The organism is Streptomyces lacrimifluminis (genome assembly GCF_014646095.1).
Lineage (GTDB): Bacteria > Actinomycetota > Actinomycetes > Streptomycetales > Streptomycetaceae > Streptomyces > Streptomyces lacrimifluminis.
Genome location: NZ_BMMU01000002.1, coordinates 167,600 through 192,876, shown reverse-complemented (window position 1 = coordinate 192,876; position 25,277 = coordinate 167,600). Strand labels below are relative to the sequence as shown.

Below are 25,277 nucleotides of genomic sequence, written 5' to 3'. Positions count from 1 at the left end.
CGGGGCGGGCATGATCGGCAGCCGGGCGCCGGGAAACCGGCCGTCGCCGCCATCCGGGAGGCGCGGGCGCGTACTGGGCCCAACGGGTGTTTTCCTGCCGCCGCACCGGTGTCGATGCGGGGCGTCAGGACCGGACGGGGCGACTGATGAGTCATGACGAAGGATCAGTTGCTCACACGGCGCCGGGCGTTGACGATCGGCGGGGCCGCCGCCGTGGGAGCGGCCGGTACGGCCGCGCTGCTCACCGGCGGCCAGGACACGCCCCCGGCCGCCCGGCCCGCCGCCCCCGCCGCGGGTCCCCCGGCGCACCGCGCGCTCAAGCCCTCCGCGTACCGCCTCGAACCCCTCACCGGATACGGCCCGCCGCGCGCCGCAGCCCACGGGCGCACCCTGGTCCGCCACGAGCCGCTGCTGCGCGTGTCCGGACGGGGCCGCACCATGGTGCTGACCTTCGACGACGGCCCGGACCCCCGATACACCCCGGACATCCTTCGGACCCTGCGCGAGCACGACGTACGCGCGATGTTCTTCGTGTGCGGGGAGATGGCGGTCGACAACACGGACCTGCTCGCCGAGATGACCGAGGACGGGCACGTCGTCGGCAACCACACCTGGTCCCACCCGCTGCTCACCCGCCTCACGCGCTCCGAGATCCGCTCCCAGATGGAGCGCACCAGCGAGGTCGTCGAGGACGCCTGCGGTGAGCCGCCCGTCTGGTTCCGTGCCCCCTACGGCGCCTGGAACCGGGCCGCCTTCCAACTCGGCGCAGACCTCGGCATGGAGCCGCTCGGCTGGACCGTCGACACCCTCGACTGGATGACGCCCGGCGTCCGCACCATCGCCGACCGGGTCGAGCGCGGTGCCGCCCCGGGTGTCGTGGTGCTCTCCCACGACGCGGGCGGCGACCGCTCGCAGAGCGTCCGTGCGCTGCGCGACTATCTGCCGGAACTGCTGGACTCGGGATACGACATCACCGTACCGACCCGGCATTACACGTAACCGAATTGCCGGCCACGGGCTTTCGCCCGCCCGGCCGGGGAACGCTCAGCGAACCTCGACCAGGCGGGCGAACACCACCACGTTCCCGTTGTAGCCGTTCTGCTCGGAGAAACCGCCCCCGCAGGTGATGACCCGCAATTCGGGGGTGTTTCTGCTGCCGTAGACGCGGTCGCCGGGGAAGTTGTTCTTCTCGAAGACCTCGATGCCGTAGATCTCGAAAACGGCGACCTTTCCGTCCTGGCGCTGGACCTCGACGCGATGTCCCTTCTTGAGGGCGCCGAGTCCGTAGAACACGGCGGGGCCCTGTTTGTTGTCGACATGTCCGACGACCACCGCGGTGCCCTTCTCGCCGGGCGACACGGCGCCGGTGAACCAGCCGGCCAGGTTCGGGTCCTCCGGCGGCGGGGCGTCCACCCACCCGGCAGCGTCCAGGCCCACCGGCAGTACCGGCGCGTCGACCTGGATCGCCGGGATCCGCACGCGATCGACCACGGAGTACGGCAGCGCGGCCGGGGCGCTGGAGAACGTGCCGCCCGGGAGGCGGCTGTCCGCTGCCGCCGCCGACGCGGGCTGTGGCGGACCCGCGTCGAACTCTCCGGAACCGTTTCGAATGAGAGCGAGGCCGGTCAGCAGAACAAGCGCTATCACGCCCCATGGAGCGCGCTTCTTCCGCCGCTCCTCTTCTTCCGCCAGCTCCGACGCAGACATTCGTCATCCCCTCTCGACCCGGCCGTCGCCGTGTCAATCGCGCATACGAGAACGCTAAGTGCCCGGCGGGAAACCGGCGACGGGGCAGCGGCGAACGGGTGGCGGGCATGTCGTTGGTGAGCCATCCGAGTCGGCGCCGAAAGTATTTTTCTGACGGTCCGTGACCTGCGGCAATATCTGATTGTGCGGTCATCCGTCGGCGTGTCCCCTCACCAGGACGGACCATTCCCGAAATGCGGCTGCGCGCACGGCATCTGAGGGTTCGTCTGGGAGGCGTTTTCTCGCCGATCGACCGGGGACGGGTCCCGGGGCGCCTTCCGCGGAGGTTCACATGCGTACTACTCGTGCCCTGGTGGTTTCTGCCGCCACGGCTGCCGCGGTGGGGCTCGCCGCCCCGGCGGCCTCGGCCTGGGACCAGCCTTCCAGCGTCACCGCCGCCCCCAGCGTCATCGCGCCGGGCGGCCAGCTGGTGCTGACGGCCAACGGCTCGGCCTGCACCGTGAACGGCAGCACCATCAGCTCCAACGCCTTCCCGACGACCAAGTTCAAGTCCATGGGCGGCAGCACGGCAACGGCGACGGTGACCGTCAACTCGAACGCCACCGCGGGTTCGTACAGCGTCACCACCCGCTGTGAGGGCAGGCCCCAGACGTTCTCCGGGGTCTTCACGGTCATCGGCGGTGTCCGAGGCGGTCTCGGTGGCAGCAGCTCCATCGGGGCCACCCCGACCGATATGGCGATCGGGGGCGGGCTGGTGGCCGCCGCGCTCGTCGGCGGTGGTGTGTTCTGGATGCGCCGCCGGTCCGAGAGCCGGATCTGACGCTCGCCCCTTCGGAGCGCGGACCGCACGTCAACAGCCCTTCGCCCCGGAACCCGTCAGGGTCCGGGGCGAAGGGCTGTGCGGGTGCTGCCGGGTCAGGCGTTGTCGTCGCTCGGGCGACGGCGCGAGAAGCGGTACGCCACCGCCAGTGACCCCGCGGTGAGCGCGGCTCCGAGGCCGATCTCCTTGAGGTCGAAGCCTGCGACACTGCCGCCCTCGCCCGCGTGCACACCGCGCTGGACGGGCAGGGGGTAGTGCGTGGGGTCGCTGGGGCGCCCGACGGCGATGGTGAGGTCGGTGTGGCCGCTCTCACCGCCGCACGTGAACGTCACCCGGTACGCGGCTCCCGGCTTGGCGTCCCAGTCGACCTTCGCCGTCGCCGACGAGTGCCCCTTGGGAACGGTGACCGGATCGAAGACGCCGGAGGACACCCGGGTGTCGTCGTTGCAGCCGTCCACGCGCAGGGTGACCTGTCCGCCCGCCGCGATGGTCGAGGGCACGACGCTGAACCCGAACGACGTGACGTCGTTGTCCATGACGACGGCTCGGGCGGCGGGTGCGGTGAAGGTGAGGGCGGTGACGCCCAGCAGTGCGGCCGAGGCGACGCGTATCGCGTGCATATGAGTCCTCCGGGTCCCCGAGGAGCAGCCGCGGACCTTTTCCGCTCGCGCCGTACCGCTCGCGCCAGAAATGCACCTCGATGACCGAAACGCTAGGAACATGTGTGCGCACGCGCGATCGGTGTCGTGCGAATGGGGCATGGATGTGGGCCGCTCAGGGGATCTCGCTGAGCAAACCGGGGGACACCCGCCACGCGCGTGGCGGGTGTCCCCCCGTGGACGCGTCCGGTGAGGAACCGTCAGCCGGTCCCCACCGGTCCGCAGGCGGTCAGCGGCCCGCGCCAGGAAAGAGCGTCAGGAACGGATCCGCCGTGGCCGTGATGCCACGGCTGTAGGGCGCGTCGAAGTCCCAGATCAGGAAGAGCAGGAAGGCGATCAGGGTCGAGAAGAGCCCGGCGAGGATCAGTTCGCGGGGTGTGCGGCGGATCTGGAGGGCGAAGATCATGCCGACCGTGATCATGCCACCCGCGATCAGGCCGAACCAGACGACGCCGGGCATGGTCGGCCCGGTCGAGTCGGCGCGGGCCGTGCGTGCCTGGTCCGCCACGGTCACCTGGTCGAGGAGCGGCAGGTAGGCCTGCGCCTGGAAGTTCGTCGTCGGCTCGTAGTCGGTGATGCCGACGCGGACGCGCCGCAGCAACTGGTCGCCTCGCTCGGTGACCTTGCCGTTGTCGGCCATCTCCTTCCACTCGGTTTTGACGACGTGTCCGACATAGGCGTTGACGTCGTCCCGAATACGGTCACGGACGTCCGGCGGATAGACCCGGACCCGCTCCGAGATCTCGTGCAGTGCGTGGGCCTCGGTCGAGACGTGGTCCTGGGCGACGCCGCGCGCCTCCCAGACGCCGGCGATGGCCAGACCCAGCACGATGGCGTACACCACACCGATCCACATCGTCATGTACTCGATCACGTCCGGGGTGTCGGACGGGTCCTCGTCCTCCGGGGCCCTGCGGTCCCGTACGAAGGTGATGAGGATGACGACCGCGCACGCGGCCGCGATCGCGACGGCGAGAACAAGCCATTCCGACAAGGGGATGTCTCCTAGGGGTCAGCGGGGACGCAGTGCGGCGACGGCGATCACCGCGGGCAAGGTCACGAGCAGGGTGAACGAGACCAGCGACGGGCCACTGCGGACGGCCCCTTTGCGGGCGGACACGTGGTACGGCGGATAGGTCACCGGGGTCGGTGACGCGGTCGGGCTCGGGCTCGGCTTCGCGGTACGCGTCGGTGTGTGCACGGGGGTGGGCGCGGGAGCGGGGGGCGGCGGCGGACTCGGGGTCGGCCGCGGGGCCGGTGCGGGCGGGGCGGCCGGTGGCTTCGGCTGCGGTGCCGGCGTCGGCTTCTGCGGGGGAGTGGGCTTCGGGGTCGGGGTCGGAGTGGGCCTCGGTTTCGGTGGTGGCGGTGGTTCCGGTGTGGGAGTAGGTGTCGGCGTGGGCGTGGGCGTGGGCGTGGGCGTGGGCGTGGGGCAGGGCGGGGGTGGTGTCGGGCTCGGGCACCAGGGGTCGGTGGCGACGACGACCGCCGTGCCGTTTCCGGTGACGGCCGCTCCACCGTTGCCCGCTCTGACCGACCAGCCGTCTCCGGAGGCGACCGGGACACCGGTGCCGACCGTGACCGTGGCGCCGTGCCCGGTGACCGACACCGAGGTGCCGCTGCCCGAGCCGGTGGAGACGAAGACGCAGGTCGTCGCCCCGGCCGTGCCGGCCGGCACGCCGACGAGCAGCCAGGTCAGGGCCAGTAGCGCCAATAACCGTATGGCGAGGGCGAATCGGGTCCGTGTGGGTCCATGCACGACGAAGATCATGTGGGTTGGGCGCTCCCGCGCGCGCGGGAGCGCGAGCAGATTGCCCCGAACGAGTGACATATGTCGTGCAGCGGTTTGGATCACACGTTCTAGGTTCGGCCGGTCGTCGGCCTCGTGTGCGAGGTGTGGCGGGTGTGCCGCATGCGACGGGTGTGGTCACAGGGTTCGGAAAGAATTTTGCGCGGTGGTTGAACGCAGTGACCATGCCCGCCCGTATTCAGGACCGTGCGGCGGCCCAACAGGGCGTCGCAACACCCTAATGATTACGGGGAGTACGTAATGAACACCTCCTGGCGGAGCGCCTCACTCGTAGCGTCAGCTGCGGCCGTGCTGGCGCTGACGACGGCGTGCGGTCAGGAAAAGGCCCCCGACACGAGCAGCCAGAACGTCGGCGCGGCGGCACCGGCCGCCGGTGGATACGGCTCCGTGGCCGGCGCGGGCACGGCAGGCGCGGGCACCGGTACGGACACGGGCACCGACACCGGTACGCAGGCCAACGGAGAGCAGGCCGCCGCCGGTGACTCGGCCGCTGCGGGCCAGTTGAACGTGGTCACGAACGCGAAGGTCGGCAAGGTGCTGGCCAGCAACAGCGGCCGTACGCTGTACCGGTTCGACCAGGACACGGCCGAACCGCCGAAGTCCAACTGCGACGGCGACTGCGCCGAGGCCTGGCCGCCGGTTCCGGCGGGCGATGTCACGGCCGGTGCCGGTATCGATGCCGCGCTGCTCGGTGAGGTGACCCGTTCCGACGGCACCAAGCAGCTCACCGTGGGTGGCTGGGCCGCCTACTACTACGCCAAGGACACCGCCCCCGGCGACATCAAGGGCCAGGGTGTGGGCGGCAAGTGGTACGGCCTCGCGCCCGACGGCAAGAAGGCGACACTCGCCGCGTCCTCCGCGGGGCAGCTCGGCCTGTCCACCCGCAACGACCCCAAACTCGGTGAGATCGTCGTCGACAAGAACGGCATGACGGTCTACCGCTTCGAGAAGGACACCCCGTGGCCGATGAAGTCGGCCTGTGTCGGAGCGTGCCTCGACAAGTGGCCCGTCGTCCCCCCGGTCGACGCCGCCGACACCAAGGGCATCGCCAACACGAACGACGGCCGCAGGGGCTATGTCGTCCTGAACCGTCCGGACGGGCTCAAGCAGCAGAGCATCGACTGCTGGCCGATCTACACCTTTGCCGGTGACAAGGCTCCTGGCGACACCAACGGTCAGGGCGTCGGCGGCACTTGGTACGCCATCGCCCCCGACGGAAAGGCGGTCGGCAAGCCGAGCAAGTAGAGGATCACCCTCTCCAAGGTCGATCAGCTCGCTCGCCCAGTCGGACCGACGGCCCGCTCCCTCCCTCCGTACCGCACGGGGGGGGAGCGGGCCCTTCGGCGTTCTCTCAAAACCCCGCGAGGCCGGGCAACTTGCCGGGGAATCGTCCATGACTCGCCGGATTTCACCGCGATTCCCACGCGACTCCGGGTAACCCCCTTCATAGCCGTTCAGAGCCCTTGAGAACTCTTTGGAATGCTCCGGATACGTTTCGTAGGAAGTTCACCGGGCGCCAATTCGGCACGTGCCGCTGGCAGTGACCGGGAACGGATGGTCAATTTCCGTTTAGGCTCGCCCCTTTGGCAGGCGATCAGTAACCTCAGCTCGAACACTGGAGCGCCAACGCCTGCCAACTCCTGGGAGAGAGATAGATGGAGCGTCCTGCCTGGGCCCCCCGGGGCATCGACATCTCGGTGCCGAGCGTTTCCCGGATCTACGACTTCTACCTGGGCGGTTCGCACAACTTCGAGGTCGACCGGGAAGCGGCCCGCAGGGCCATGGAGTTCATGCCGGGACTTCCGAAGATCATGCAGGCGAACCGCGCTTTCATGCGTCGGGCGGTCCGCTTCGCCGCCGCCGAGGGCATCACCCAGTTCCTCGACATCGGCTCCGGCATTCCCACCTTCGGCAGCGTCCACGAAGTGGCCCGGGCGGTCAGCCCCGAGGCGCGGGTGATGTACGTCGACCACGACCCGGTCGCCGTCGCACACAGCCAGGCCGTTCTGGCCGGCGACGAGCACGCGGACGTCCTCGCCGCCGATCTGCGCAAGCCCCGGGAGATCCTGGACAGCCCCCGGGTGCGGGGCCTGATCGACCAGAACCGGCCAGTGGCCCTGCTTCTCGTTGCCATACTGCATTTCGTGGAAGACATGGACGACCCTTACGCCGCGGTCGCCGAGCTGCGCGACGCGCTCGCACCCGGCAGCCTGCTCGTCCTGACGCATGCCTCGTACGAGGGGATCCCGCTGCCGCCGGCGCGGGCCGAGGGCGCGGTCGACGTGTACAAGGGCATTCGCAATCCGCTGGTCATGCGCTCGCGCGAGGCGATCGCGCGGTTCTTCGAGGGGTACGACATGGTGGAACCGGGACTGGTGCCGATGCCGCATTGGCGGCCGGAGACGGCGCCGGAGGACGAGGACGCGTACGCCTTCTCCGGATTCGCCGGCGTGGGGCGCAAGGCGTGACCGCCGAGCCGGACGGCCCTCAGGGCAGACTCCGCAGGTTCGCGACCATCTGGAGCCGGGCGGTCTACCAGGTGACCTCCACGTCACTCACCCGGGTGGAGTTCGAGGAGCAACTCCTGCCGCTCGCCGGGCGGTTGAGCGCGGCGCTGTTGGCGAGGACGTTCGACGCCGAGGAAGGCCGGGCGGTCGGCGCCGCGCTGGTCTCCGCGCACTGCACCGACCCCGAGGCGCTCAGTCGCTCGCTCGACTGCGTGGACGCCTATCTGGTGCTGTACTGCGGCGAGGACGGCCCGCAGGAGGACCTGCGCGCCCGTTCGGCGAGGCTCCAGCACGCCATGTCCGCCGGATACGCCGCCGCGCTGCGCGACCGGACACTGGCCGAGCAGGAGGCGATCGCATGGGCCGCGCAGAGCGCGCGCAGCGCGGTCGCCGAGGCGCTGCACGACAGTGAGGCACGCTTCCGGGCGGTCTTCGAGGGCGCGGCGATAGGGATCGGTATCGCCGACCTCGACGGGAACATCCTCCAGATCAACGGCGCGCTGCAACGCATGTTCGGCGGCTCGGAGCAGACCGTACGGGGCCGCAGGGTCACGGACTGGACCCACCCGGACGACGCTCCGCAGGTCTGGCGGCTGTACGAGGAGCTCGTCCGTGGCGACCGTGAGCACTACCACGTCGAGAAGGCGTTCTACCGCCCCGACGGGACGGTCCTGTGGACCAACCTCACGGTCTCCCTGCTGCGTGACGCCGACGGCCGGCCGCAGTACCAGCTGGCCCTGATGGAGGACACCACCGAGCGGCGGCTCCTCAACCTCCGGCTGCGGTACGAGGCCACGCACGACGCGCTCACCGGGCTGCCCAACCGCACCCTGTTCTTCGAACGCCTGGAGAAGGCGCTGTCGGCGGGCGAGGGCCAGCGCTTCGGCCTGTGCTATCTCGACCTCGACGGCTTCAAGACCATCAACGACAGCCTCGGCCACGCGGCCGGAGACCGGCTGCTCGTCGAGGTCGCCGACCGGCTGCAGTCCTGTGCGACCGCGCCGGGCGAGATGGTGGCCAGGCTGGGCGGCGACGAGTTCGTGGCGCTGACCACCGGCCCCGACACCGAACGCGAGGTCGACGAACTAGCCGCCCGCATCATGAACGCGATGATCGCGCCGGTCAGCGTCGACGGCCGGGAGCTGACCGTGCGCGGCAGCATCGGCATCGTCGAGGGCCCGGCGGGGGAGCGCGGCCCGGCGGAAGTACTGCGCAGCGCCGACATCACCATGTACCGGGCGAAGTCGGCGGGCGGAAACCGCTTCGAACTCGCCGACCCCGAGGCCGACTTGAGGGCGATCACCCGCCACGGGCTCACCACGGCACTGCCGGCGGCCCTGGACCGGAGCGAGTTCTTCATCGAGTACCAGCCGCTGGTCCACCTCGGTGACGGCAGTGTCCGGGGTGCCGAGGCACTGGTGCGCTGGCTGCATCCGCAGCACGGCGTCCTCGGCCCCGACCGCTTCATCCCGCTCGCCGAGCACACCGGCCTGATCGTCCCGCTCGGCCGCTGGGTCCTGGAACAGTCGGTGCGCCAGGCCCGCGACTGGCAGGAGCAGTTCGGGGGACACCCGGCCGGGGGTCCGCTGCGCATCAACGTCAACCTGTCCCCGTGCCAGCTCACCCATCCCGGTCTGGTGCAGGACACCGTCGACATCCTGGAACGCGCGGGCCTGGAACCCGAGGCGCTGTGCCTGGAGGTGACGGAGTCGGCGTTGATCGGCGCGGACGACGACCTTCTCAAGCCCCTGCGTCGCCTCGCCGAGATGGGCGTCGACATCGCCCTGGACGACTTCGGCACCGGATACTCGAACCTCGCCAACCTGCGCCGCCTCCCGGTGAGCATCCTCAAGCTCGACCGTTCCTTCACCCAGGGGATGCAGCAGTTCCCGGCGGACCCCGTCGACCTCAAGATCGTCGAGGGAATCGTCTCCCTCGCCCACGGACTGAACCTCACGGTCACGGTCGAGGGCGTGGAAACGGGCGCCCAGGCAGAGCAACTCCGCATACTCGGCTGCGACACGGCCCAGGGCTGGTACTACGCCCGCCCGGGCCCCCCGGAACGCCTCCACGACCTGGCGTTGGCGGACGCGACGTGACCCTTGGATCCAGCCTGAGGGGAGCGCTTTGAAGGGGCGCGGGGAACCGCGCGACCAGCCACGTACTGCCTGAGCTGTCCACGACCTCGCGCCCCCGGACAGCGCAGCGCAGCGCGCCCTCAGCGCTCAAGCAGCATCCGCTGCAACTCCCGAGCGGCCCGAGGCGGAGCCACATCGCTCCTGTGGGCGAGGGCGATCGCCCTGAACAACCCCGGCCGAGCCAACGGAGTCACCCGTAGCCCGCGCCCCGACCGGCTCGCCACCATGCGCGGTACGACGGCCACGCCCAGCCCCGCCCGCACGAAACCCAGCACCGCGTCCATCTCCCCGCCCTCCACCGCGAAGTCCGGTTCGAATCCGGCGGAGCGACAGGCGGTCACGGTCAGCTCACGCAGGTCGTAACCGTGCCGGAACATCACCAGACGCTCGCCCTCCAGATCGGTGACACGGACGGTCCGGCGGCCCCGGCCGGGTGCGGGCGCATCCGGGGACGACACCACCACCAGGTCCTCGCGCAGGACCTCCACCGTGGTCAGCGCCGGGGACGGGGTGGGCAGCGGAAGGACGACCAGGGCCAGGTCCAGGGCGCCGCGCGCCAGCTCCCGTACGAGGTCGTGCGAGCCGCCCTCCTCGATCAGCAGCCGGATTCCGGGATAGCGGTCGTGGAAGGCGCGCAACACGTCCGGCAGCAGACCCGTGCACAGGCTCGGCGTCGCACCGAGGCGGATCCGCCCGGACCGGAGCTGGACCAGCTCCTGCACCTCGTGCCGGGCCGTGTCCGCGTCGGCCAGGATGCGCCGGGCCAGCGGCAGGAGCGCCTCGCCGGCGTCGGTGAGGGTGATGTTGCCGCGCGCCCGCAGGAACAGTTCGGCCCCCAACTCCCGTTCCAGTGACTTGATCTGCTGGGAGAGTGACGGCTGAGCGACATGGACGAGCTCCGCGGCGCGGGTGAAGTGCCGGGTCTCGGCGACCGCCACGAAGTACTGGAGCTGCTGGAACTGCATGCCTCCAGGATAGGCCTTGCATAGGCTATGGCTATGGAAACGAGCCGGACCATGTCTTGGACCGATCGGGGTCCCTCGGCCTAGCGTCTTGGCCATGGCTCTGGCAACGCGGACGGACCGACGGTCGTCCATGGCACGCACGGTGTGGGACAGCTCCGTCGGCAAGAAGACCGTGATGGCCGTGAGCGGTCTGATCATGCTGCTGTATCTCGTCGTCCACATGATCGGCAACCTGAAGATCTTCTTCGGACCCGGCGAGTTCAACCACTACGCCCACTGGCTGCGCACGGTCGGCGAGCCCTTCATGCACTACGAGTGGACGCTCTGGCTCATCCGGATCGTGCTCGTGGCCGCCGTCGTGGCCCACGCCATCTCGGCGTACCAGCTCAGCCGCCGCGACATCCGGGCCCGGCCGGCCAAGTACGTGCACCGGAAGGCGCGCGCGAGCTACGCGACGCGCACCATGCGCTGGGGCGGGATCATTCTCGCCCTCTTCATCGTCTGGCACATCCTCGACCTGACCACCGGCACCGTGCACGCGGGCGGCTTCCAGGAGGGCCACCCCTACCAGAACATCGTCGACACCTTCTCCACCTGGTACGGCAACGTCATCTACGTCGTCGCGATGCTCGCTCTCGGCCTGCACATCCGGCACGGCTTCTGGAGCGCGGCCCAGACCCTCGGCGTCGGCAGCCGCACCCGCGACCGCGCCCTCAAGACCGTCGCCGACATCCTCGCGCTGCTGCTCACGGCCGGATTCCTCGCCGTACCCGTGGGCGTCATGACCGGAGTGGTGAACTGAAATGACCTCCGAATACACCGAGTTCACGACCGGTGAGCCCCTCGCCGACCACAAGGCGCCCGCCGGCCCCGTGGGCGAGCGCTGGGACACGCGCCGCTTCGAGGCCAGGCTGGTCAACCCCGCCAACCGTCGGAGGCACACCGTCATCGTCGTCGGCACCGGGCTGGCCGGGGGTTCCGCGGGCGCCACGCTCGCCGAACAGGGTTACCACGTCGTCCAGTTCTGCTACCAGGACTCCCCGCGCCGCGCCCACTCGATCGCCGCCCAGGGCGGCATCAACGCGGCGAAGAACTACCGCAACGACGGCGACTCCGTCCACCGGCTGTTCTACGACACCGTCAAGGGCGGCGACTTCCGCGCCCGTGAGTCCAATGTGCACCGGCTGGCACAGATCTCCGTCGAGATCATCGACCAGTGCGTCGCCCAGGGGGTGCCCTTCGCCCGCGAGTACGGCGGACTGCTCGACACCCGCTCCTTCGGCGGCGTCCAGGTCTCGCGGACCTTCTACGCCCGCGGCCAGACCGGACAGCAGCTGCTCCTCGGCGCCTACCAGGCACTGAGCCGGCAGATCGCCGCAGGGAACGTCGAGATGCACGCACGCACCGAGATGCTCGACCTGATCGTCGTCGACGGGCGGGCCCGGGGGATCGTCGCCCGTGACCTGATCACCGGGGAGATCTCCAGCCACTTCGCGGACGCCGTCGTCCTCGCCTCCGGCGGCTACGGCAACGTCTTCTACCTCTCGACCAACGCCATGAACTCCAACGCCACCGCCGTCTGGCGGGCCCACCGACGCGGCGCCCACTTCGCCAACCCCTGCTTCACACAGATCCATCCGACCTGCATCCCGCGTACCGGCGACCACCAGTCCAAGCTCACCCTGATGAGCGAGTCGCTGCGCAACGACGGCCGGATCTGGGTGCCGAAGGCCAAGGGGGACACGCGGCCCGCGAACGAGATCCCCGAGGACGAACGCGACTACTACCTGGAGCGCATCTACCCCTCCTTCGGCAACCTGGTGCCGCGAGACATCGCCTCCCGCGCCGCGAAGAACGTCTGTGACGAGGGGCGGGGCGTCGGACCCGGCGGGCAGGGCGTCTACCTCGACTTCGCCGACGCCGTCCGGCGGATGGGACGCAAGGCGGTCGAGGAGAAGTACGGCAACCTCTTCGACATGTACGCGCGGATCACCGCCGAGGACCCGTACACCGTCCCCATGCGGATCTATCCCGCCGTGCACTACACGATGGGCGGCCTCTGGGTCGACTACGACCTCCAGACCACCGTCCCCGGCCTGTTCGCGATCGGCGAGGCCAACTTCTCCGACCACGGCGCCAACCGGCTCGGCGCCTCCGCGCTGATGCAGGGCCTCGCCGACGGCTACTTCGTCCTCCCGGCAACCATCAACGACTACCTGGCCCGCAACCCCGGCCAGGACCGGGTCGACGCCCAACACCCTGTCGTACAGGAGGTGTTGGCGGAGACCGAGGACCGCCTGAACCTCCTCCTCTCCGTCGGCGGCGACCGCACCCCCGACTCCTTCCACCGCGAACTCGGCGAACTGATGTGGGAGTTCTGCGGCATGGCCCGAAGCGGCAGCGGACTGCGCAAAGCCCTCGAACGGATCCCGCAGATCCGCGAGGAGTTCTGGCGGCGGATCAAGGTCCCGGGCACCGGCGAGGAGTTCAACCAGTCGCTGGAGAAGGCGAATCGCATCGTCGACTACCTGGAGCTCGCCGAACTGATGTGCCTCGACGCGCTGCACCGGGCCGAGTCCTGCGGCGGCCACTTCCGTGAGGAGTCCCAGACCCCGGACGGCGAGGCGGCCCGCGACGACGACAACTTCGCGTACGCGGCGGCCTGGGCATTCACGGGGACGGGCGAGGCCCCGATCCTGCACAAGGAAGACCTCGTCTTCGAGTACGTCCACCCCACCCAGCGGAGCTACGCATGAAGCTCACCCTGCGCGTCTGGCGGCAGCGCGCCGCCGACGCCGACGGCGCCATGTCCACGTACGAGGTGGACGGCATCTCGGCCGACATGTCCTTCCTGGAGATGCTCGACACCCTCAACGAGGAGCTCATCCTCACGGGCGAGGACCCGGTCGCCTTCGACCACGACTGCCGTGAGGGCATCTGCGGTGCGTGCTCGCTCGTCATCAACGGCGACGCGCACGGGCCCGAGCGCACCACCACCTGCCAGCTCCACATGCGGTCCTTCGCGGACGGCGACACGATCGACGTCGAGCCGTGGCGCGCCGCCGCCTTCCCGGTGGTGAAGGACCTGGTCGTCGACCGGTCCGCCTTCGACCGGATCATCCAGGCCGGCGGCTACGTCACCGCCCCGACCGGCGCCGCGCCCGAGGCCCACGCCACCCCCGTACCGAAACCGGACGCCGACCTCGCCTTCGAGCACGCCGAGTGCATCGGCTGCGGGGCCTGCGTGGCCGCCTGCCCGAACGGGGCGGCGATGCTCTTCACCTCCGCCAAGGTCAACCACCTGAACGTGCTTCCGCAGGGGGCGCCCGAGCGGGAGACCCGGGTGCTCGACATGGTCGCGCAGATGGACGAGGAGGGGTTCGGCGGCTGCACCCTCGCCGGGGAGTGCGCCACCGCCTGCCCGAAGGGCATCCCCCTCGTCTCCATCACCGGGATGAACAAGGAGTGGCTGCGGGCGACGCGTAAAGTGTCCGGACGCTGACCCCGAGAACGTTCGCCGACCAGTGCGGACGGGCGGGACCGGAGTGGTGCTCGACCCCGGTCCCGCCAGGCACCCCTGGCATTCAACAAGCTCACACCCCACCTCTCTTCGAGAGTCACGCGCCGGACAACCGCGGTCGGAAGAACTGATACGGCCGGACGTAACGGGACCGGCCAGCTCGTCGCCTCGCCGTCCCCGGCCCGTGACCAGGAGAGAGCCATGACCGGCGTTTCCACCATCGAACGTCCCCCGCTCCCCGCCACACCCACCCGCTACACCGTCACCCTCGCCCGCGACGAGGACGACGTACGAGCCGCGCAGCGCCTGCGGCACGACGTCTTCGCCGGTGAGCTCGGCGCCCTGCTGTCCTCCCCGCAGCCCGGCCTCGACATCGACCCCTTCGACGCGTACTGCGACCACCTGCTGGTCCGCGACACGCTCACCGGTCAGGTCGTCGGCACCTACCGGCTGCTGCCCCCGGAGCGGGCCGCGATCGCCGGACGCCTGTACTCCGAGGGCGAGTTCGACATCTCCCCGCTCGACGCGATCCGCCCCGGCCTCGTCGAGGTCGGCCGCTCCTGCGTCCACCCCGACCACCGGGACGGCGCGGTCATCGGCCTCATCTGGGCCGGGATCGCCCGCTACATGGTCGACCGCGGCCACGACTGGCTGGCCGGCTGCTGCTCCATCCCGCTCGCCGACGGCGGCACCCTCGCCGCCGGCACCTGGGACCGGGTCCGGGCCAAGCACCTGGCCCCGGAGGAGTTCCGGGTGAGCCCGCTGCTGCCCTGGTCCGCCGAGGGCGTGGCCCGTCCGGCCGGCCGCACCGAACTGCCCCCGCTCCTGCGCGGCTACGTCCGCCTCGGCGCCTGGGTCTGCGGGGAGCCCGCCCACGACCCGGACTTCGGGGTCGCCGACCTGTACGTGCTGCTGTCGATGCGCCGGATCAACCAGCGCTATCTGCGGCACTTCCTCTCCCTCGTCCCGGCCTGATGAGCGTCTGGCTGCCCAGCGCGCCCTGCACCCCGAGGACGTGCGTGGAGACGACGGGTTCCGCCACGGCCGCACCCCTGGCCGTGCTGCGACTGGTGATCGTCCTGGTCGTCCTCCTCGCGGGGATCATGCTGTGCCCGCTCGGCAGGAGGATCCCTGCCGGGTGGGTACGGCGCTGGGCCCGCACCATCGTGTGGGCCGCGGGGGTCCGGCTCCGGGTGACCGGCGCCACCGCGCCCACCGGGGGCGTGCTGCTGGTCGCCAACCACATCTCGTGGCTGGACATCCCGCTGCTGGCCGCCGTACGACCGGCGAGGATGCTGGCCAAGGCCGAGATCCGGCGGTGGCCGGTGGCGGGCGCGCTGACCGCGACCAGCGGTGCGCTGTTCATCGAGCGGGACCGGCTGCGGGCGCTGCCGCACACCGTCGCGAAGATCGCCGGCGCACTGCGCGAGGGCACGGCGGTCGTCGCCTTCCCCGAGGGCAGCACGTGGTGCGGCAAGGCCCAGGGTCACTTCCGCCGGGCGGTGTTCCAGGCCGCGCTGGACGCCGACGTCCCCGTCCAGCCGGTGCACCTGCACTACCGGCTCGCCGGGGGAGCGGCGAGCACGGCGCCCGCCTTCGTCGGCGAGGACTCCCTGCTCACGTCGGTGTGGCGGGTGGTGTCGGCACGGGGGCTGGTGGCGGAGGTCGAGGTACGGGACGTCATAGCCCCGGGAAGCCACCGGGACCGGCGGGCCCTGGCCAGAGCGGCCCAGCCGCCGCTCCTCGGCCCGCACCGGCCTCTGCTGGTCGAGACACGGGATGCCGATGTGCCGGGCACCCATCCGAACCGGCCTGCTCAGGCCCGGACGGCTGAAACCTGCCCGACAACAGGCTCCGCCGCGTGGGTGGGCCGACGGCGGCCGGTCGCGTCCTGAGAAGAGGGGCGCGTCTGCGGCTGCGGATGGTGTCCCGCCGAGTGGTGCAGCCGATCAGCAGACCTGAACTTGCAGGTCACGCCGGGTAGTCCAAGCGGTTGGGGCACTCCCGGTGCCTGGCCGGGCCGCTTCGTGTGCCGCGCCTGTCGGAGAGATCGTGGCGAGCCAGGTACCGGACGGCGAGGCGCACGATCGCTTACACCACCGCGCGGGACGTGACCTGGCTCGGATTCGTTGCGGTTGGTCGCGCCCCGCGGCGGATCCGCAGATCGGCACAGCCCCGCGTTCCTGTGGGACGCGTCCTCGCTCGGCGCGCGGGGTCGACGCTGTGTCGATCTTCGCCAGGACCGCCCGGCCAGCCACACAACAGCCCGGCCGGCCGGGCGGAGGAGTTGCGCGGGGCCTCCCGGTCGTACGTGCTGATCGTGACCGGGACCTCCTGCGCACCGTCTCCTTCACCAACGTCTCCTGTTCGTGGGCCACTTCGCCCGCCGTACCGGCGAGCCGGCCCGCGAACCCGGACCTGCAGAAGCCGCGCTCCTTGGCGGTCTTCGGGCTCGCCCAGGACGAGGGCGGGGAACCGGCACGCCAGGTGTCGATGCCGTGCGGCATCCGCTCATCGCCGCGCAGGTCGCCGGTTACCACGGGTAGGCCCCTGGGCGGCGATCGCGGTGCCCTCGCGCACCTCCCCGTCGGCACGCTTCGGGAAGAGCCACTCCAAGAGATCCGATGTGTTGGGGCTCGCCTGACCGGGGAACGGGCGACCTTTCGGATCAACGCGCCACTGAGCGCCTCCTCTTTTTCTCCTAATCTTGGGTCAATCTCGTCGCAACTGTAGACGTAGCCATCATCGTTCTCCTATAAATCCATCCGATGTCTTCTGTAGGGTGACGCGGAGCACGGCCGCTATGCCGGCGTTCCGCTCCCAGCGCCCTGTCATCCCTCCCCTGACACATGGAGCCGCACCATGTCCTCTGCCTCCCTCAGCAGACGCTCTCTGATGAAGGCCGCCGCCCTTGCCGGAGGAGTGGCGGCCTTCGGGCTGCCGCAGGCTTTGTGGCCCGCAACCGCCGAGGCGTACACCGTCCCCTCGAAGATGGACTGGTGGTACCAGGCCCGGTTCGGGATGTTCATCCACTACGGGTCGTACTCGCAGCTCGGCCAGGGCGAGTGGGCGTTCACCAACTCGCAGTGGAGCAAGGCGAACTACCAGACGCAGGTCACCCAGAACTTCAACCCGAGCCAGTTCAACGCCGCCCAGATCGCCGAGCTGGCCAAGAACGCCGGCATGAAGTACCTCGTGATCACCGCCAAGCACCACGAGGGCTACGCGATGTGGGACTCCAACGTCGCGGGTTTCACCGACACCACCGGCACCAAGCAGTACAACCTGCGCGACTACAACGGCATCCAGAGCGACCCGCTCATGAACCTCAAGACCGAGTGCGAGAGCCGCGGGATCAAGTTCTGCCTGTACTACTCGATCCTCGACTGGAGCCACTCGTCCCAGACCGACCGTCACGACCTCGGCCTCACGACGATGTCCTCCCAGGCCGCCCGCACGGGCTACATCGCCGACATGAAGGCGCAGCTCCAGGAACTGCTGGACCGCTACGACCCGGCACTGCTGTGGTTCGACGGCGACTGGTTCGGCGAGCCGTCCAGCCCCACGCTGGAGGACTGGTGGGTGCAGTCGGACGGCGTCGACCTCTACAACTGGCTGATCGCCCGCAAGCCCAACCTCGTCGTCAACGAACGGGTCAAGCGGGGCCACCGTCTCGGCGACTACGACGTCGCGGAGTTCGGGATACCGGGCGAGCCGATGGGCCGGCCGTGGGAGCGGTGCGTCACCATGAACGACGCCTGGGGTTACAACGCGTCGAAGGAGAACTCCTACCGTTCCGTCAAGGACATCGTCCAGGAGCTCGTCACGGTGGTCTCCCGGGACGGAAACCTCCTGTTGAACATCGGCCCCAAGGGCGACGGCTCGGTCACAGCGGGATCCCAGACCGTCCTGAACGGCCTGGCCTCATGGATGTCGACGTACAGCGACAGCATTCACGGCACCAGCGGCAGCCCGTTCACCGCCGAACCCTCGTGGGGCAAGCTCACCAAGAAGAACGGCAAGCTCTTCGCCCACGTCTTCACCTGGCCGACCAACGGCCAGCTGCGGATCCCGAGGGTCGACAACACGATCAGCCGTGTCTATCTGTTGAACAACCCCTCGGTCTCCCTCTCCTACACCGTCACCGACCAGATCAACGTCACCGTGCCGGCCACCGCGCCGAACGCCAACATCTCCGTGGTGTGCGTCGAGGTCCAGGGCATGCCCACGACTTTCTCGCCGACTGTGTTCCAGAACGTCGACTACCAAGGCACCCGCGCCGTTCTGCAGTTGGGCAGCTACACCTCCTCCCAGCTGTCCGCCGCCGGCCTGGGCCCCGCCGCGACCTCCTCCCTCCTGGTGCCCGACGGCTACCAGGTGACGGGCTACTCCGGCGACAACTTCACCGGCACCGCCTGGACGTTCACGTCGAACAACCCCGACCTTCGGGTGACCGGCAACAACGACGCCATCGCCTCGCTGAAGGTGACGTTCAACCCGGCCAGGTACTTCCGCCTGGGCAACGTGACGAGCGGCCTGGTGCTCGACAGCGGCGGCAGCTCCAGCAGTGGCTCGAACCTGAAGCAGTGGGAGCCGATAGACAACGCCAACGTCCAGTGGCAGGCGATCGAACTCGGGAACGGCTACTACAGGCTCGTCAATCGCACCAACGGCCTGGTCGCCGACGGCTGGGGCGCTACCGGCAACGGCGACCCGGCCCGGCAGGCCCCCTGGAACAGCGGCGCCAACCAACAGTGGCAGATCACCCACCGCGGCCAAGGCCAGTACTCGATCGCCAACCGCAACACGGGACTGGTCCTCGACGGCGGCGGCATGGTGGCCGCAGGGACCGCGACCAAGCAGTGGACGTGGCAGCAGCACAACAACCTGCTGTGGACGTTCAAGCCGGTCGGCTGACGGGCGACGCCCCTGTGACATGCCGGCAGTCTTCGCCTGCGGGCGTCCACCGGTCGGTGGGCGCCCGCAGCGGCACGGGTGCTGAATCCGTGGAGACCGCTTGCGGACCGATATGCCTCACCCGAGGGCTGGGCACGGGTGAGGCAGCTGATGCCGGCTCCACGGTCGTCCAGGCAGCCCGCGATCCGCGCCTGTCCTGGCCGACCCGTGCCGGACGTGTTCAAGGCCACCGCCCGGCAGGCCGTCGAAGCACCGCTGCCCGGGGCCGGGGTCCAAAGAAAACAGCCTGACGCCGCCGTCGCCGACCCGGATCCTACGGGTTTCGGCCCGGCTGCCATGGTCGCGGTCGGCACGAGGGGGCGCGGAACCGGCGACCCGGGCACCCCCTGGTGATCGGAGACCCGGAAACCGGGGGAAGCCGAGCCGTTCCGCCTCCCGGGCCGGCCCGAGCGTGTCCCGCCGAGCCCCGGCGTCCGGGTGCCCCTCCCGGGTGCGGGGCCGGTCGAGCACGGAGAACCGGGGGTGGACAGTACCGGCCCCGGACCCGGGCGCCTGTGATCGCACCGGTCGACCTGCTGGGTTCGGCACAACGGCTCCGGACGTCCTCCGGCGTGTCCTTGCCGCCGATCTGCCCGCAGCACGTATTCCTCGCGGCCCGCCGGGCACCTGTGCAAGGGTGCAGTACATGTCGACTACACCGGACGGCCGTCCCATACCTCCCGCGAACGCCGACGAACGCGCCATGCTGAGCGCCTGGCTCGACTTCCACCGCGCCACCCTCGCCCTCAAGTGCAAGGATCTCGACGACCGGCAGGTGCGCCTCCCCGCGGCGGCTCCCTCGGAGATGACCCTGCTCGGGCTCGTCCAGCACCTGGCCGAGGTCGAACGCAACTGGTTCCAGCGGGTGTTCGCCGGCCTCGACGTGCCCCTCGTCCATCCGCAGGGCAAGGGCGACGGTTTCACCCTCGTCCCCGAGCGCGGCCTCGACGAGGCGCTGGCCGTCTGGCGGGCGGAGGTCACGCGGAGCCGGGAACTGGTCGGCGCCGCGGCCTCACTGGACGAGTCCGGACGTCTGTCGGAGGAGGAGGCGGCCCTGGCAGGCACCCAGGGGCTCTCGCTGCGCTGGATCATGGTGCACATGATCGAGGAGTACGCCCGCCACAACGGCCACGCCGACCTCCTGCGCGAACTCGTCGACGGAGCCACGGGCGCCTGAGCTCCGACAAGGGTTCTACGGGCAAAGGTTCCACGAGCAACACACCCAACCAGCAAGGAGACCCACGTGTCTGCGCCACGCCTGCGGGCGACACCGCTGCCGGGTATCGGGGTTCAGTACGACCTCGTCACGCGTGAGCAACGGCATCTGTCGGTGGTGGCCCACCGCGACGGCGGCCGTACCGTGAACGTGTACCGCGACGACGATCCGGACTCGTGCGCACAGTCGCTGCGGCTGACCGCGCCCGAGGCCGCCTCGCTGATCGACGCGCTCAGTCCCTCGCACCACAGCTCCAGCCTGCTGTCCACGACACCGCTGGGGCTGGTCGCGGAGCGGGTGGAGGTGGCCGCCGGCTCACGCTGGAACGGGCGGGTGCTCGGGGAGACACGGATGCGGACGGAGACCGGTGCGTCCGTGGTCGCCGTGCTGCGGCGGGCCGAGGCCATCCCCTCTCCGACGCCCGCCTTCCGGCTGGCCGGCGGCGACGTCATCATCGTGATCGGTACCCGCGAGGGCGTCGACGCCGCCGCGGCGATACTCGGACGGGAGTGACACCGCCATGCACTCCCAGGTTCTGCTGATCGAGTTCGGGGCCATCATCCTCGCGCTCGGGCTGCTCGGCCGGATGGCCGCCCGGCTCAGCTTCTCCCCGATACCCCTCTATCTGCTCGCCGGTCTCGCCTTCGGCGAAGGCGGGCTGCTGCCGCTCGGCGCGAGCGAGGAGTTCATCGCCACCGGCGCCGAAATCGGCGTCATCCTGCTGCTGTTGATGCTCGGGCTCGAGTACACGGCCAGCGATCTTGTCTCCAACCTCAAGTCCCACTACCCGGCCGGCCTGGTCGACTTCACCCTGAACGCGCTGCCCGGTGCCGCCGCCGCGCTGCTGCTCGGCTGGGGCCCGGTCGCCGCCGTCGTGCTCGCCGGGGTCACCTGGATCTCGTCCTCCGGTGTCATCGCCAAGGTGCTGGGCGACCTGGGCCGCGTCGGCAACCGCGAAACCCCGGTGATCCTCAGCATCCTGGTCCTGGAGGACCTGGCGATGGCGGTCTACCTGCCGATCGTCACCGCGCTGGTGGCCGGCGTCTCGCTCGCCGCCGGCAGTGTGACGCTGGCGATCGCGCTGGGCGCGGCCGGGCTGGTGCTGTTCGTGGCCGTCCGCTTCGGACGGGTCATCTCCCGGTTCGTCTCCAGCGACGACCCCGAGAAGCTGCTGCTGGTCGTCCTCGGCCTGACCATCCTTGTCGCGGGCATCGCGCAGGAGCTCCAGGTGTCCGCCGCCGTGGGGGCGTTCCTCGTCGGCATCGCGCTGTCGGGGGAGGTGGCGGAGGGTGCGCACACCCTGCTCAGTCCGCTCAGGGACCTGTTCGCGGCCATCTTCTTCGTCTTCTTCGGGCTGCACACCGATCCGGCCAGCATCCCGCCCGTGCTGCTGCCGGCCCTCGCCCTGGCCGTCGTCACGGCGGGCACGAAGATCGCCACCGGCTACTGGGCGGCCCGCCGTGCCGGAATCTCCGTCAAGGGCCGCTGGCGGGCGGGCGGCGCGCTGGTCGCCCGCGGTGAGTTCTCCATCGTCATCGCGGGACTCGCGGTCACCGCCGGCATCGAGTCCGACCTCGGCCCGCTGGCCACGGCGTACGTCCTGATCCTGGTCGTCGCGGGCCCGCTCACCGCCCGCTGGACCGAGCCCCTGGCCGCCCGGTTCGGCGGGTGGCGAGCCGGCCGCGCCCGCCCTCGGACCCCGGCCACGGCACCTCCGGACGAGGCGGTACACCCCACGACGGTCGGCGACTGACGATCATCTGTACGAGCCCCCACCTCGGCGGTGGGGGCTTCGGCATGTCCGGCCCGGTCCGGTTCGCGGCGCCGTGTCGGCAACTGCCGTATGCCCTGGGGAGGTTGCTGCCAGCTTTGCCTTCCGTTGACATTCCACGAGGCCTCAAGTTACCGCCACCTTCACCGTCACGGCCACCGCCCAACTCCCGGACGCGGCCATCGGGTTCGTCGAGACGGACCCGGCCAACGGCAACGTCTGGGTGGGCGTGGGCAGTTCGGTCCTCGTCTTCGACCGGGACGCGACACTCCTCGCCACCGTCGAGGGCACGGACGAGGCCGCGGCAGCCGCCTTCGACCCGTCGACGGGCCGCGCCTTCGTGGTCCGGCAGGACAACGGCGACACCGGCAGCGGCGGCGACAACGACGGCTCGCTCGCCGTGTACGACACGACGACCTACGAGGTCGCCGTCGAGGCGGTTTTGCTGCCGGGCAACCACTCCCAGCTCGGCTCGGCCGCGCTCACCGTCGCCCCCGGCGGCAGGACGGTGTACGTGACCAGCCCCGCCGAGGGCAAGGTCGTCGAACTGGACCGTTTCGTGTCACCGAAGGTCGTCCAGGCGCCGACGGACCAGACGGTGACGGTGGGCGACACGGTCACCCTCATCGCCCGGGCGGAGGGGACCCCGGAGCCGTCGGAGCGCTGGCAGGTCAGCACGGACGGGGCGCGGACCTGGCAGGACGTGCCGGGCGCGACCGGGACCACGTACGCCTTCACCGCCGAGGCCGGACACGACGGCCACCGCTTCCGCGCCGAGTTCAGCAACACGGGCGGCACCACCCGCACCACGCCCGTCACCCTCACCGTGACCGCGGACGCGAGCACCGGCGGAGCCTCGGGCGGATCCACCGGTGGAGACACTGGCGGCGACGGTGGGACGACCGGCGGCACCGACGGGGGCAGCACCGGCGGCAGTACGACCGGTGGCGGTACGGCGGGCGGCAGCACGACCGGGGGCGGCACCACGGGCGGCACCGGCACCACCGGCGGTTCGGCGTCGACCGGGTCGGCCACCTCCGTCTCGGGCTCCACCACCGGCGGCAGCCTCGCCGCCACGGGCGTGGGCGCCCTGGGGACGGCCACGGCCGCCGCGGCGCTCACCGCGGCCGGCTGGTTAGCGTACCGGCGTGGCCAGGGGAGGACGACCGGCGGGCCCGCCGGTCACGGCGACACGGAGTGACTGTCGCCGCGCGCCTCACGGCTCCCGCGGCGGCAGAGCCCGGACCAGCCCCGACTGGTAGGCGATGACGACCAGTTGGGCCCGGTCGCGGGCGCCCAGCTTCGTCATCGCGCGGTGCACATGGGTCCGGACGGTCAGCGGGCTGACGTACAGCTTCTCCGCGATCTCGTCGTTCGAGCCGCCCTCGGCCGCCAGGCACATCACCTCCCGTTCGCGGGCGGTGAGCGCCGCGAGCGCCTCCGGGGTCGCCAACCGGGACTCCGATGAAGGGGAGTTGAGGAAACGGTTGATGAGCGTGCGCGTGGCGTTGGGGGAGAGGAGGGAATCTCCGGAGGCCACCGTGCGGATGCCGGCCAGCAACGCCTCGGCGGTGACGTCCTTGCCGAGGAAACCACTGGCGCCGGCCCGCAGCGCGTGGGCCACGTACTCGTCCGTCTCGAACGTCGTCAGGATCAGCACACGCGTCGCGGACAGCTCCGGGTCGGCGCAGATCGCGGCGGTGGCGGCCAGACCGTCGGTGCCGGGCATACGGATGTCCATGAGGACCACGTCGGGGAGGTGGGTGCGGGTCAGTTCGACCGCCTCCCGGCCGTCGGTGGCCTCGCCGAGCACCGTCATGTCGGCCTCGGAGTCGATCAGGATCCGGAACGTCGCCCGGAGCAGCGCCTGGTCGTCGGCGAGCAGGACACGAATGGTCATGGGGTGCGCTCTTCTTCTTCCGAGGGCTGGGGGTAGAGGGGCAGTGCGGTGGAGACCTCGAACCCGCCCTCCGGACGGTGTCCCGCCTCCAGGTCGCCGCCGACGGAGTGGGCGCGCTCCCGCATCCCGATGAGACCGAAACCGCGCGTCGGCACGGGTACGACGGGGTCGGGGGGACCGGCGGGGACCGTGGCAGCGGCGTTGTTGGTGACCGTGATGGCCAGCCGGTCCGCCGAGTACGCGAGCCGCACACACGCCGTCGCGCCGACCGCGTGCTTGGTGATGTTGGTGAGCGCCTCCTGCACGATCCGGTACGCCGTCAGGTCCACCCCCGGGGACAGCGGGCGTTCCCTGCCCACGGTGGTGAGAGTGACCCGGAGCCCGGCGGATCGGACCGTGTCGATCAGCTCGGGGAGCCGGGAGAGCCCGGGAGCCGGTTCCAGGGGAGTGCCGACGTCGTCGGCGTGGCGCAGCAGACCCACGGTGGCCTTGAGCTCGCGCAGCGCCGAGGAGGTGGTGCCGGTGAGGTCGTTGAGCATTCTGCGGGTCTGCTCGGGGTTGCTGCGCGCGAGATGCGCGGCGGTGGTCGCCTGGGCGTTGGCCAGGGCCAGATGGTGGGCGACGACGTCGTGCAGCTCCCGGGCGATGCGCATCCGTTCCTCGGTCACCCGGTGCCTGGCCTCCTCCTCACGGGTCCGCTCGGCGTGCTCGGCGCGGGTGTGCACGGCGTCCAGATAGGCGCGGTGCATTCGTCGAGTGCTGCCGGTGGCGACCGGGACCAGTACATAGGCGACGGGGGCGACCGTCTTGAGGACGAGCGGGTGGTCGAGCGGGTCGAGGATCGTGGCCGTGGCCACCAGCATGACGATCACACCGATGCCGTAGGAGCGGGTCGTCCGCCGGTCGGTGAGGACCGCCAGCCAGTAGATCGCCACCATGGCGGGGGCCAGCATCAGCACGGTGAGCAGATAGCCCAGCGCGCTGGCCGTCATGGCACAGAGCGTGGTCACGCCGACGGCCGTACGCGGATGGCTGCGGCTCAGCAGCACACCCGCGCACGCGTTGACGGCGAGGAGCACGGCGGGCCACAGGTCCTCGCGCCGGGTGGCGCCGGGCAGGCTGATCCGGGCGCCGACCAGGAAGAGGACGAACAGCGTCACGACGGTCACCGTGTCCACGAGACGGGGATGGCTCGCGATGCAACGCTCGATGCTGGTGCTCATCGGCTCTCTCCGGTCGAAGGGCTTGGACCCATGGTCCACGACAGCGCGTCACGACGTCCGACGAGGGCCGCCCGTGGGTCCAGCACGG

The 25,277-nt window shown here is 70.5% G+C and carries 22 protein-coding genes; 15 read left to right on the top strand and 7 right to left on the bottom strand.

Annotated elements, in window-relative coordinates:
• Positions 1 to 153 precede the first annotated feature (153 nt).
• The gene (locus IEY89_RS03995; protein WP_189145845.1) at positions 154 to 999 is read left to right on the top strand and encodes a polysaccharide deacetylase family protein; all 846 of its coding nucleotides are present in this window, start codon (positions 154 to 156) and stop codon (positions 997 to 999) included.
• 45 nt (positions 1,000 to 1,044) lie between these two features.
• On the opposite strand, the gene IEY89_RS03990 is transcribed toward IEY89_RS03995, so the two are convergent.
• A complete protein-coding gene (locus IEY89_RS03990) occupies positions 1,045 to 1,707 on the bottom strand; it encodes a class F sortase (RefSeq protein WP_189145844.1) in 663 nt (220 codons plus the stop codon).
• 331 nt (positions 1,708 to 2,038) lie between these two features.
• On the opposite strand from IEY89_RS03990, the gene IEY89_RS03985 reads away from it, so the two are divergent.
• On the top strand, positions 2,039 to 2,527 hold the full coding sequence (locus IEY89_RS03985; protein WP_189145843.1) for a hypothetical protein: 489 nt from the start codon (positions 2,039 to 2,041) through the stop codon (positions 2,525 to 2,527).
• 95 nt (positions 2,528 to 2,622) lie between these two features.
• Here the strand turns inward: IEY89_RS03985 and IEY89_RS03980 are convergent, their stop codons facing one another.
• The 3 genes from IEY89_RS03980 to IEY89_RS03970 all read right to left on the bottom strand — a co-directional run bounded on the left by IEY89_RS03980 (position 2,623) and on the right by IEY89_RS03970 (position 4,942).
• Positions 2,623 to 3,147, bottom strand: coding sequence for a hypothetical protein (locus IEY89_RS03980; RefSeq protein WP_189145842.1), 525 nt, complete (start codon positions 3,145 to 3,147; stop codon positions 2,623 to 2,625).
• A gap of 268 nt (positions 3,148 to 3,415) precedes the next feature.
• Positions 3,416 to 4,180, bottom strand: coding sequence for a bestrophin-like domain (locus IEY89_RS03975; RefSeq protein WP_189145841.1), 765 nt, complete (start codon positions 4,178 to 4,180; stop codon positions 3,416 to 3,418).
• 18 nt (positions 4,181 to 4,198) lie between these two features.
• Positions 4,199 to 4,942 carry a hypothetical protein gene (locus tag IEY89_RS03970; protein WP_189146118.1) on the bottom strand — a complete coding sequence of 248 codons (744 nt, stop codon included), beginning with the start codon at positions 4,940 to 4,942 and terminating at the stop codon, positions 4,199 to 4,201.
• A gap of 291 nt (positions 4,943 to 5,233) precedes the next feature.
• Here IEY89_RS03970 and IEY89_RS03965 point away from each other — a divergent pair, with 291 nt between their 5' ends.
• The 3 genes from IEY89_RS03965 to IEY89_RS03955 all read left to right on the top strand — a co-directional run bounded on the left by IEY89_RS03965 (position 5,234) and on the right by IEY89_RS03955 (position 9,599).
• Positions 5,234 to 6,238 carry an SCO0930 family lipoprotein gene (locus tag IEY89_RS03965; protein WP_189145840.1) on the top strand — a complete coding sequence of 335 codons (1,005 nt, stop codon included), beginning with the start codon at positions 5,234 to 5,236 and terminating at the stop codon, positions 6,236 to 6,238.
• A 410-nt stretch (positions 6,239 to 6,648) separates the two neighbouring features.
• Positions 6,649 to 7,461, top strand: coding sequence for an SAM-dependent methyltransferase (locus IEY89_RS03960; RefSeq protein ID WP_189145839.1), 813 nt, complete (start codon positions 6,649 to 6,651; stop codon positions 7,459 to 7,461).
• The gene (locus tag IEY89_RS03955) at positions 7,458 to 9,599 is read left to right on the top strand and encodes a putative bifunctional diguanylate cyclase/phosphodiesterase (protein ID WP_189145838.1); all 2,142 of its coding nucleotides are present in this window, start codon (positions 7,458 to 7,460) and stop codon (positions 9,597 to 9,599) included. Before IEY89_RS03960 ends, IEY89_RS03955 begins: the two co-directional genes overlap by 4 nt.
• 119 nt (positions 9,600 to 9,718) lie before the next feature.
• On the opposite strand, the gene IEY89_RS03950 is transcribed toward IEY89_RS03955, so the two are convergent.
• On the bottom strand, positions 9,719 to 10,603 hold the full coding sequence (locus IEY89_RS03950; protein ID WP_189145837.1) for a LysR family transcriptional regulator: 885 nt from the start codon (positions 10,601 to 10,603) through the stop codon (positions 9,719 to 9,721).
• Between the two features lie 130 nt (positions 10,604 to 10,733).
• Here IEY89_RS03950 and IEY89_RS03945 point away from each other — a divergent pair, with 130 nt between their 5' ends.
• The 10 genes from IEY89_RS03945 (at position 10,734) to IEY89_RS03900 (ending at position 23,267) form a co-directional block, all read left to right on the top strand.
• The gene (locus IEY89_RS03945) at positions 10,734 to 11,405 is read left to right on the top strand and encodes a succinate dehydrogenase (RefSeq protein WP_189146090.1); all 672 of its coding nucleotides are present in this window, start codon (positions 10,734 to 10,736) and stop codon (positions 11,403 to 11,405) included.
• 1 nt (position 11,406) lies between these two features.
• On the top strand, positions 11,407 to 13,359 hold the full coding sequence (locus IEY89_RS03940; protein WP_189145836.1) for a fumarate reductase/succinate dehydrogenase flavoprotein subunit: 1,953 nt from the start codon (positions 11,407 to 11,409) through the stop codon (positions 13,357 to 13,359).
• The gene (locus IEY89_RS03935; RefSeq protein ID WP_189145835.1) at positions 13,356 to 14,105 is read left to right on the top strand and encodes a succinate dehydrogenase/fumarate reductase iron-sulfur subunit; all 750 of its coding nucleotides are present in this window, start codon (positions 13,356 to 13,358) and stop codon (positions 14,103 to 14,105) included. The genes IEY89_RS03940 and IEY89_RS03935 overlap by 4 nt, the downstream gene beginning before the upstream one ends.
• 219 nt (positions 14,106 to 14,324) lie before the next feature.
• Complete coding sequence (locus tag IEY89_RS03930) at positions 14,325 to 15,098, top strand: GNAT family N-acetyltransferase (RefSeq protein WP_189145834.1); 774 nt, start codon at positions 14,325 to 14,327, stop codon at positions 15,096 to 15,098.
• A complete protein-coding gene (locus tag IEY89_RS03925; protein ID WP_189145833.1) occupies positions 15,098 to 16,018 on the top strand; it encodes a lysophospholipid acyltransferase family protein in 921 nt (306 codons plus the stop codon). The genes IEY89_RS03930 and IEY89_RS03925 overlap by 1 nt, the downstream gene beginning before the upstream one ends.
• Before the next feature lie 967 nt (positions 16,019 to 16,985).
• Complete coding sequence (locus tag IEY89_RS03920) at positions 16,986 to 19,040, top strand: alpha-L-fucosidase (protein WP_189145832.1); 2,055 nt, start codon at positions 16,986 to 16,988, stop codon at positions 19,038 to 19,040.
• A 685-nt stretch (positions 19,041 to 19,725) separates the two neighbouring features.
• Complete coding sequence (locus IEY89_RS03915; protein ID WP_189145831.1) at positions 19,726 to 20,256, top strand: DinB family protein; 531 nt, start codon at positions 19,726 to 19,728, stop codon at positions 20,254 to 20,256.
• Positions 20,257 to 20,322: 66 nt separating this feature from the next.
• Positions 20,323 to 20,808 carry a cation:proton antiporter regulatory subunit gene (locus tag IEY89_RS03910; RefSeq protein WP_189145830.1) on the top strand — a complete coding sequence of 162 codons (486 nt, stop codon included), beginning with the start codon at positions 20,323 to 20,325 and terminating at the stop codon, positions 20,806 to 20,808.
• Between the two features lie 7 nt (positions 20,809 to 20,815).
• On the top strand, positions 20,816 to 22,048 hold the full coding sequence (locus tag IEY89_RS03905) for a cation:proton antiporter (RefSeq protein ID WP_189145829.1): 1,233 nt from the start codon (positions 20,816 to 20,818) through the stop codon (positions 22,046 to 22,048).
• A 247-nt stretch (positions 22,049 to 22,295) separates the two neighbouring features.
• Positions 22,296 to 23,267: an immunoglobulin domain-containing protein gene (locus IEY89_RS03900; RefSeq protein WP_189145828.1), complete on the top strand. Its 972-nt coding sequence runs from the start codon at positions 22,296 to 22,298 to the stop codon at positions 23,265 to 23,267.
• Between the two features lie 15 nt (positions 23,268 to 23,282).
• Here IEY89_RS03900 and IEY89_RS03895 read toward each other — a convergent pair whose 3' ends face one another.
• Both IEY89_RS03895 and IEY89_RS03890 read right to left on the bottom strand, forming a co-directional pair.
• A complete protein-coding gene (locus IEY89_RS03895) occupies positions 23,283 to 23,966 on the bottom strand; it encodes a response regulator transcription factor (protein WP_189145827.1) in 684 nt (227 codons plus the stop codon).
• The gene (locus tag IEY89_RS03890) at positions 23,963 to 25,189 is read right to left on the bottom strand and encodes a sensor histidine kinase (RefSeq protein WP_189145826.1); all 1,227 of its coding nucleotides are present in this window, start codon (positions 25,187 to 25,189) and stop codon (positions 23,963 to 23,965) included. The genes IEY89_RS03895 and IEY89_RS03890 overlap by 4 nt, the downstream gene beginning before the upstream one ends.
• Positions 25,190 to 25,277 lie beyond the last annotated feature (88 nt).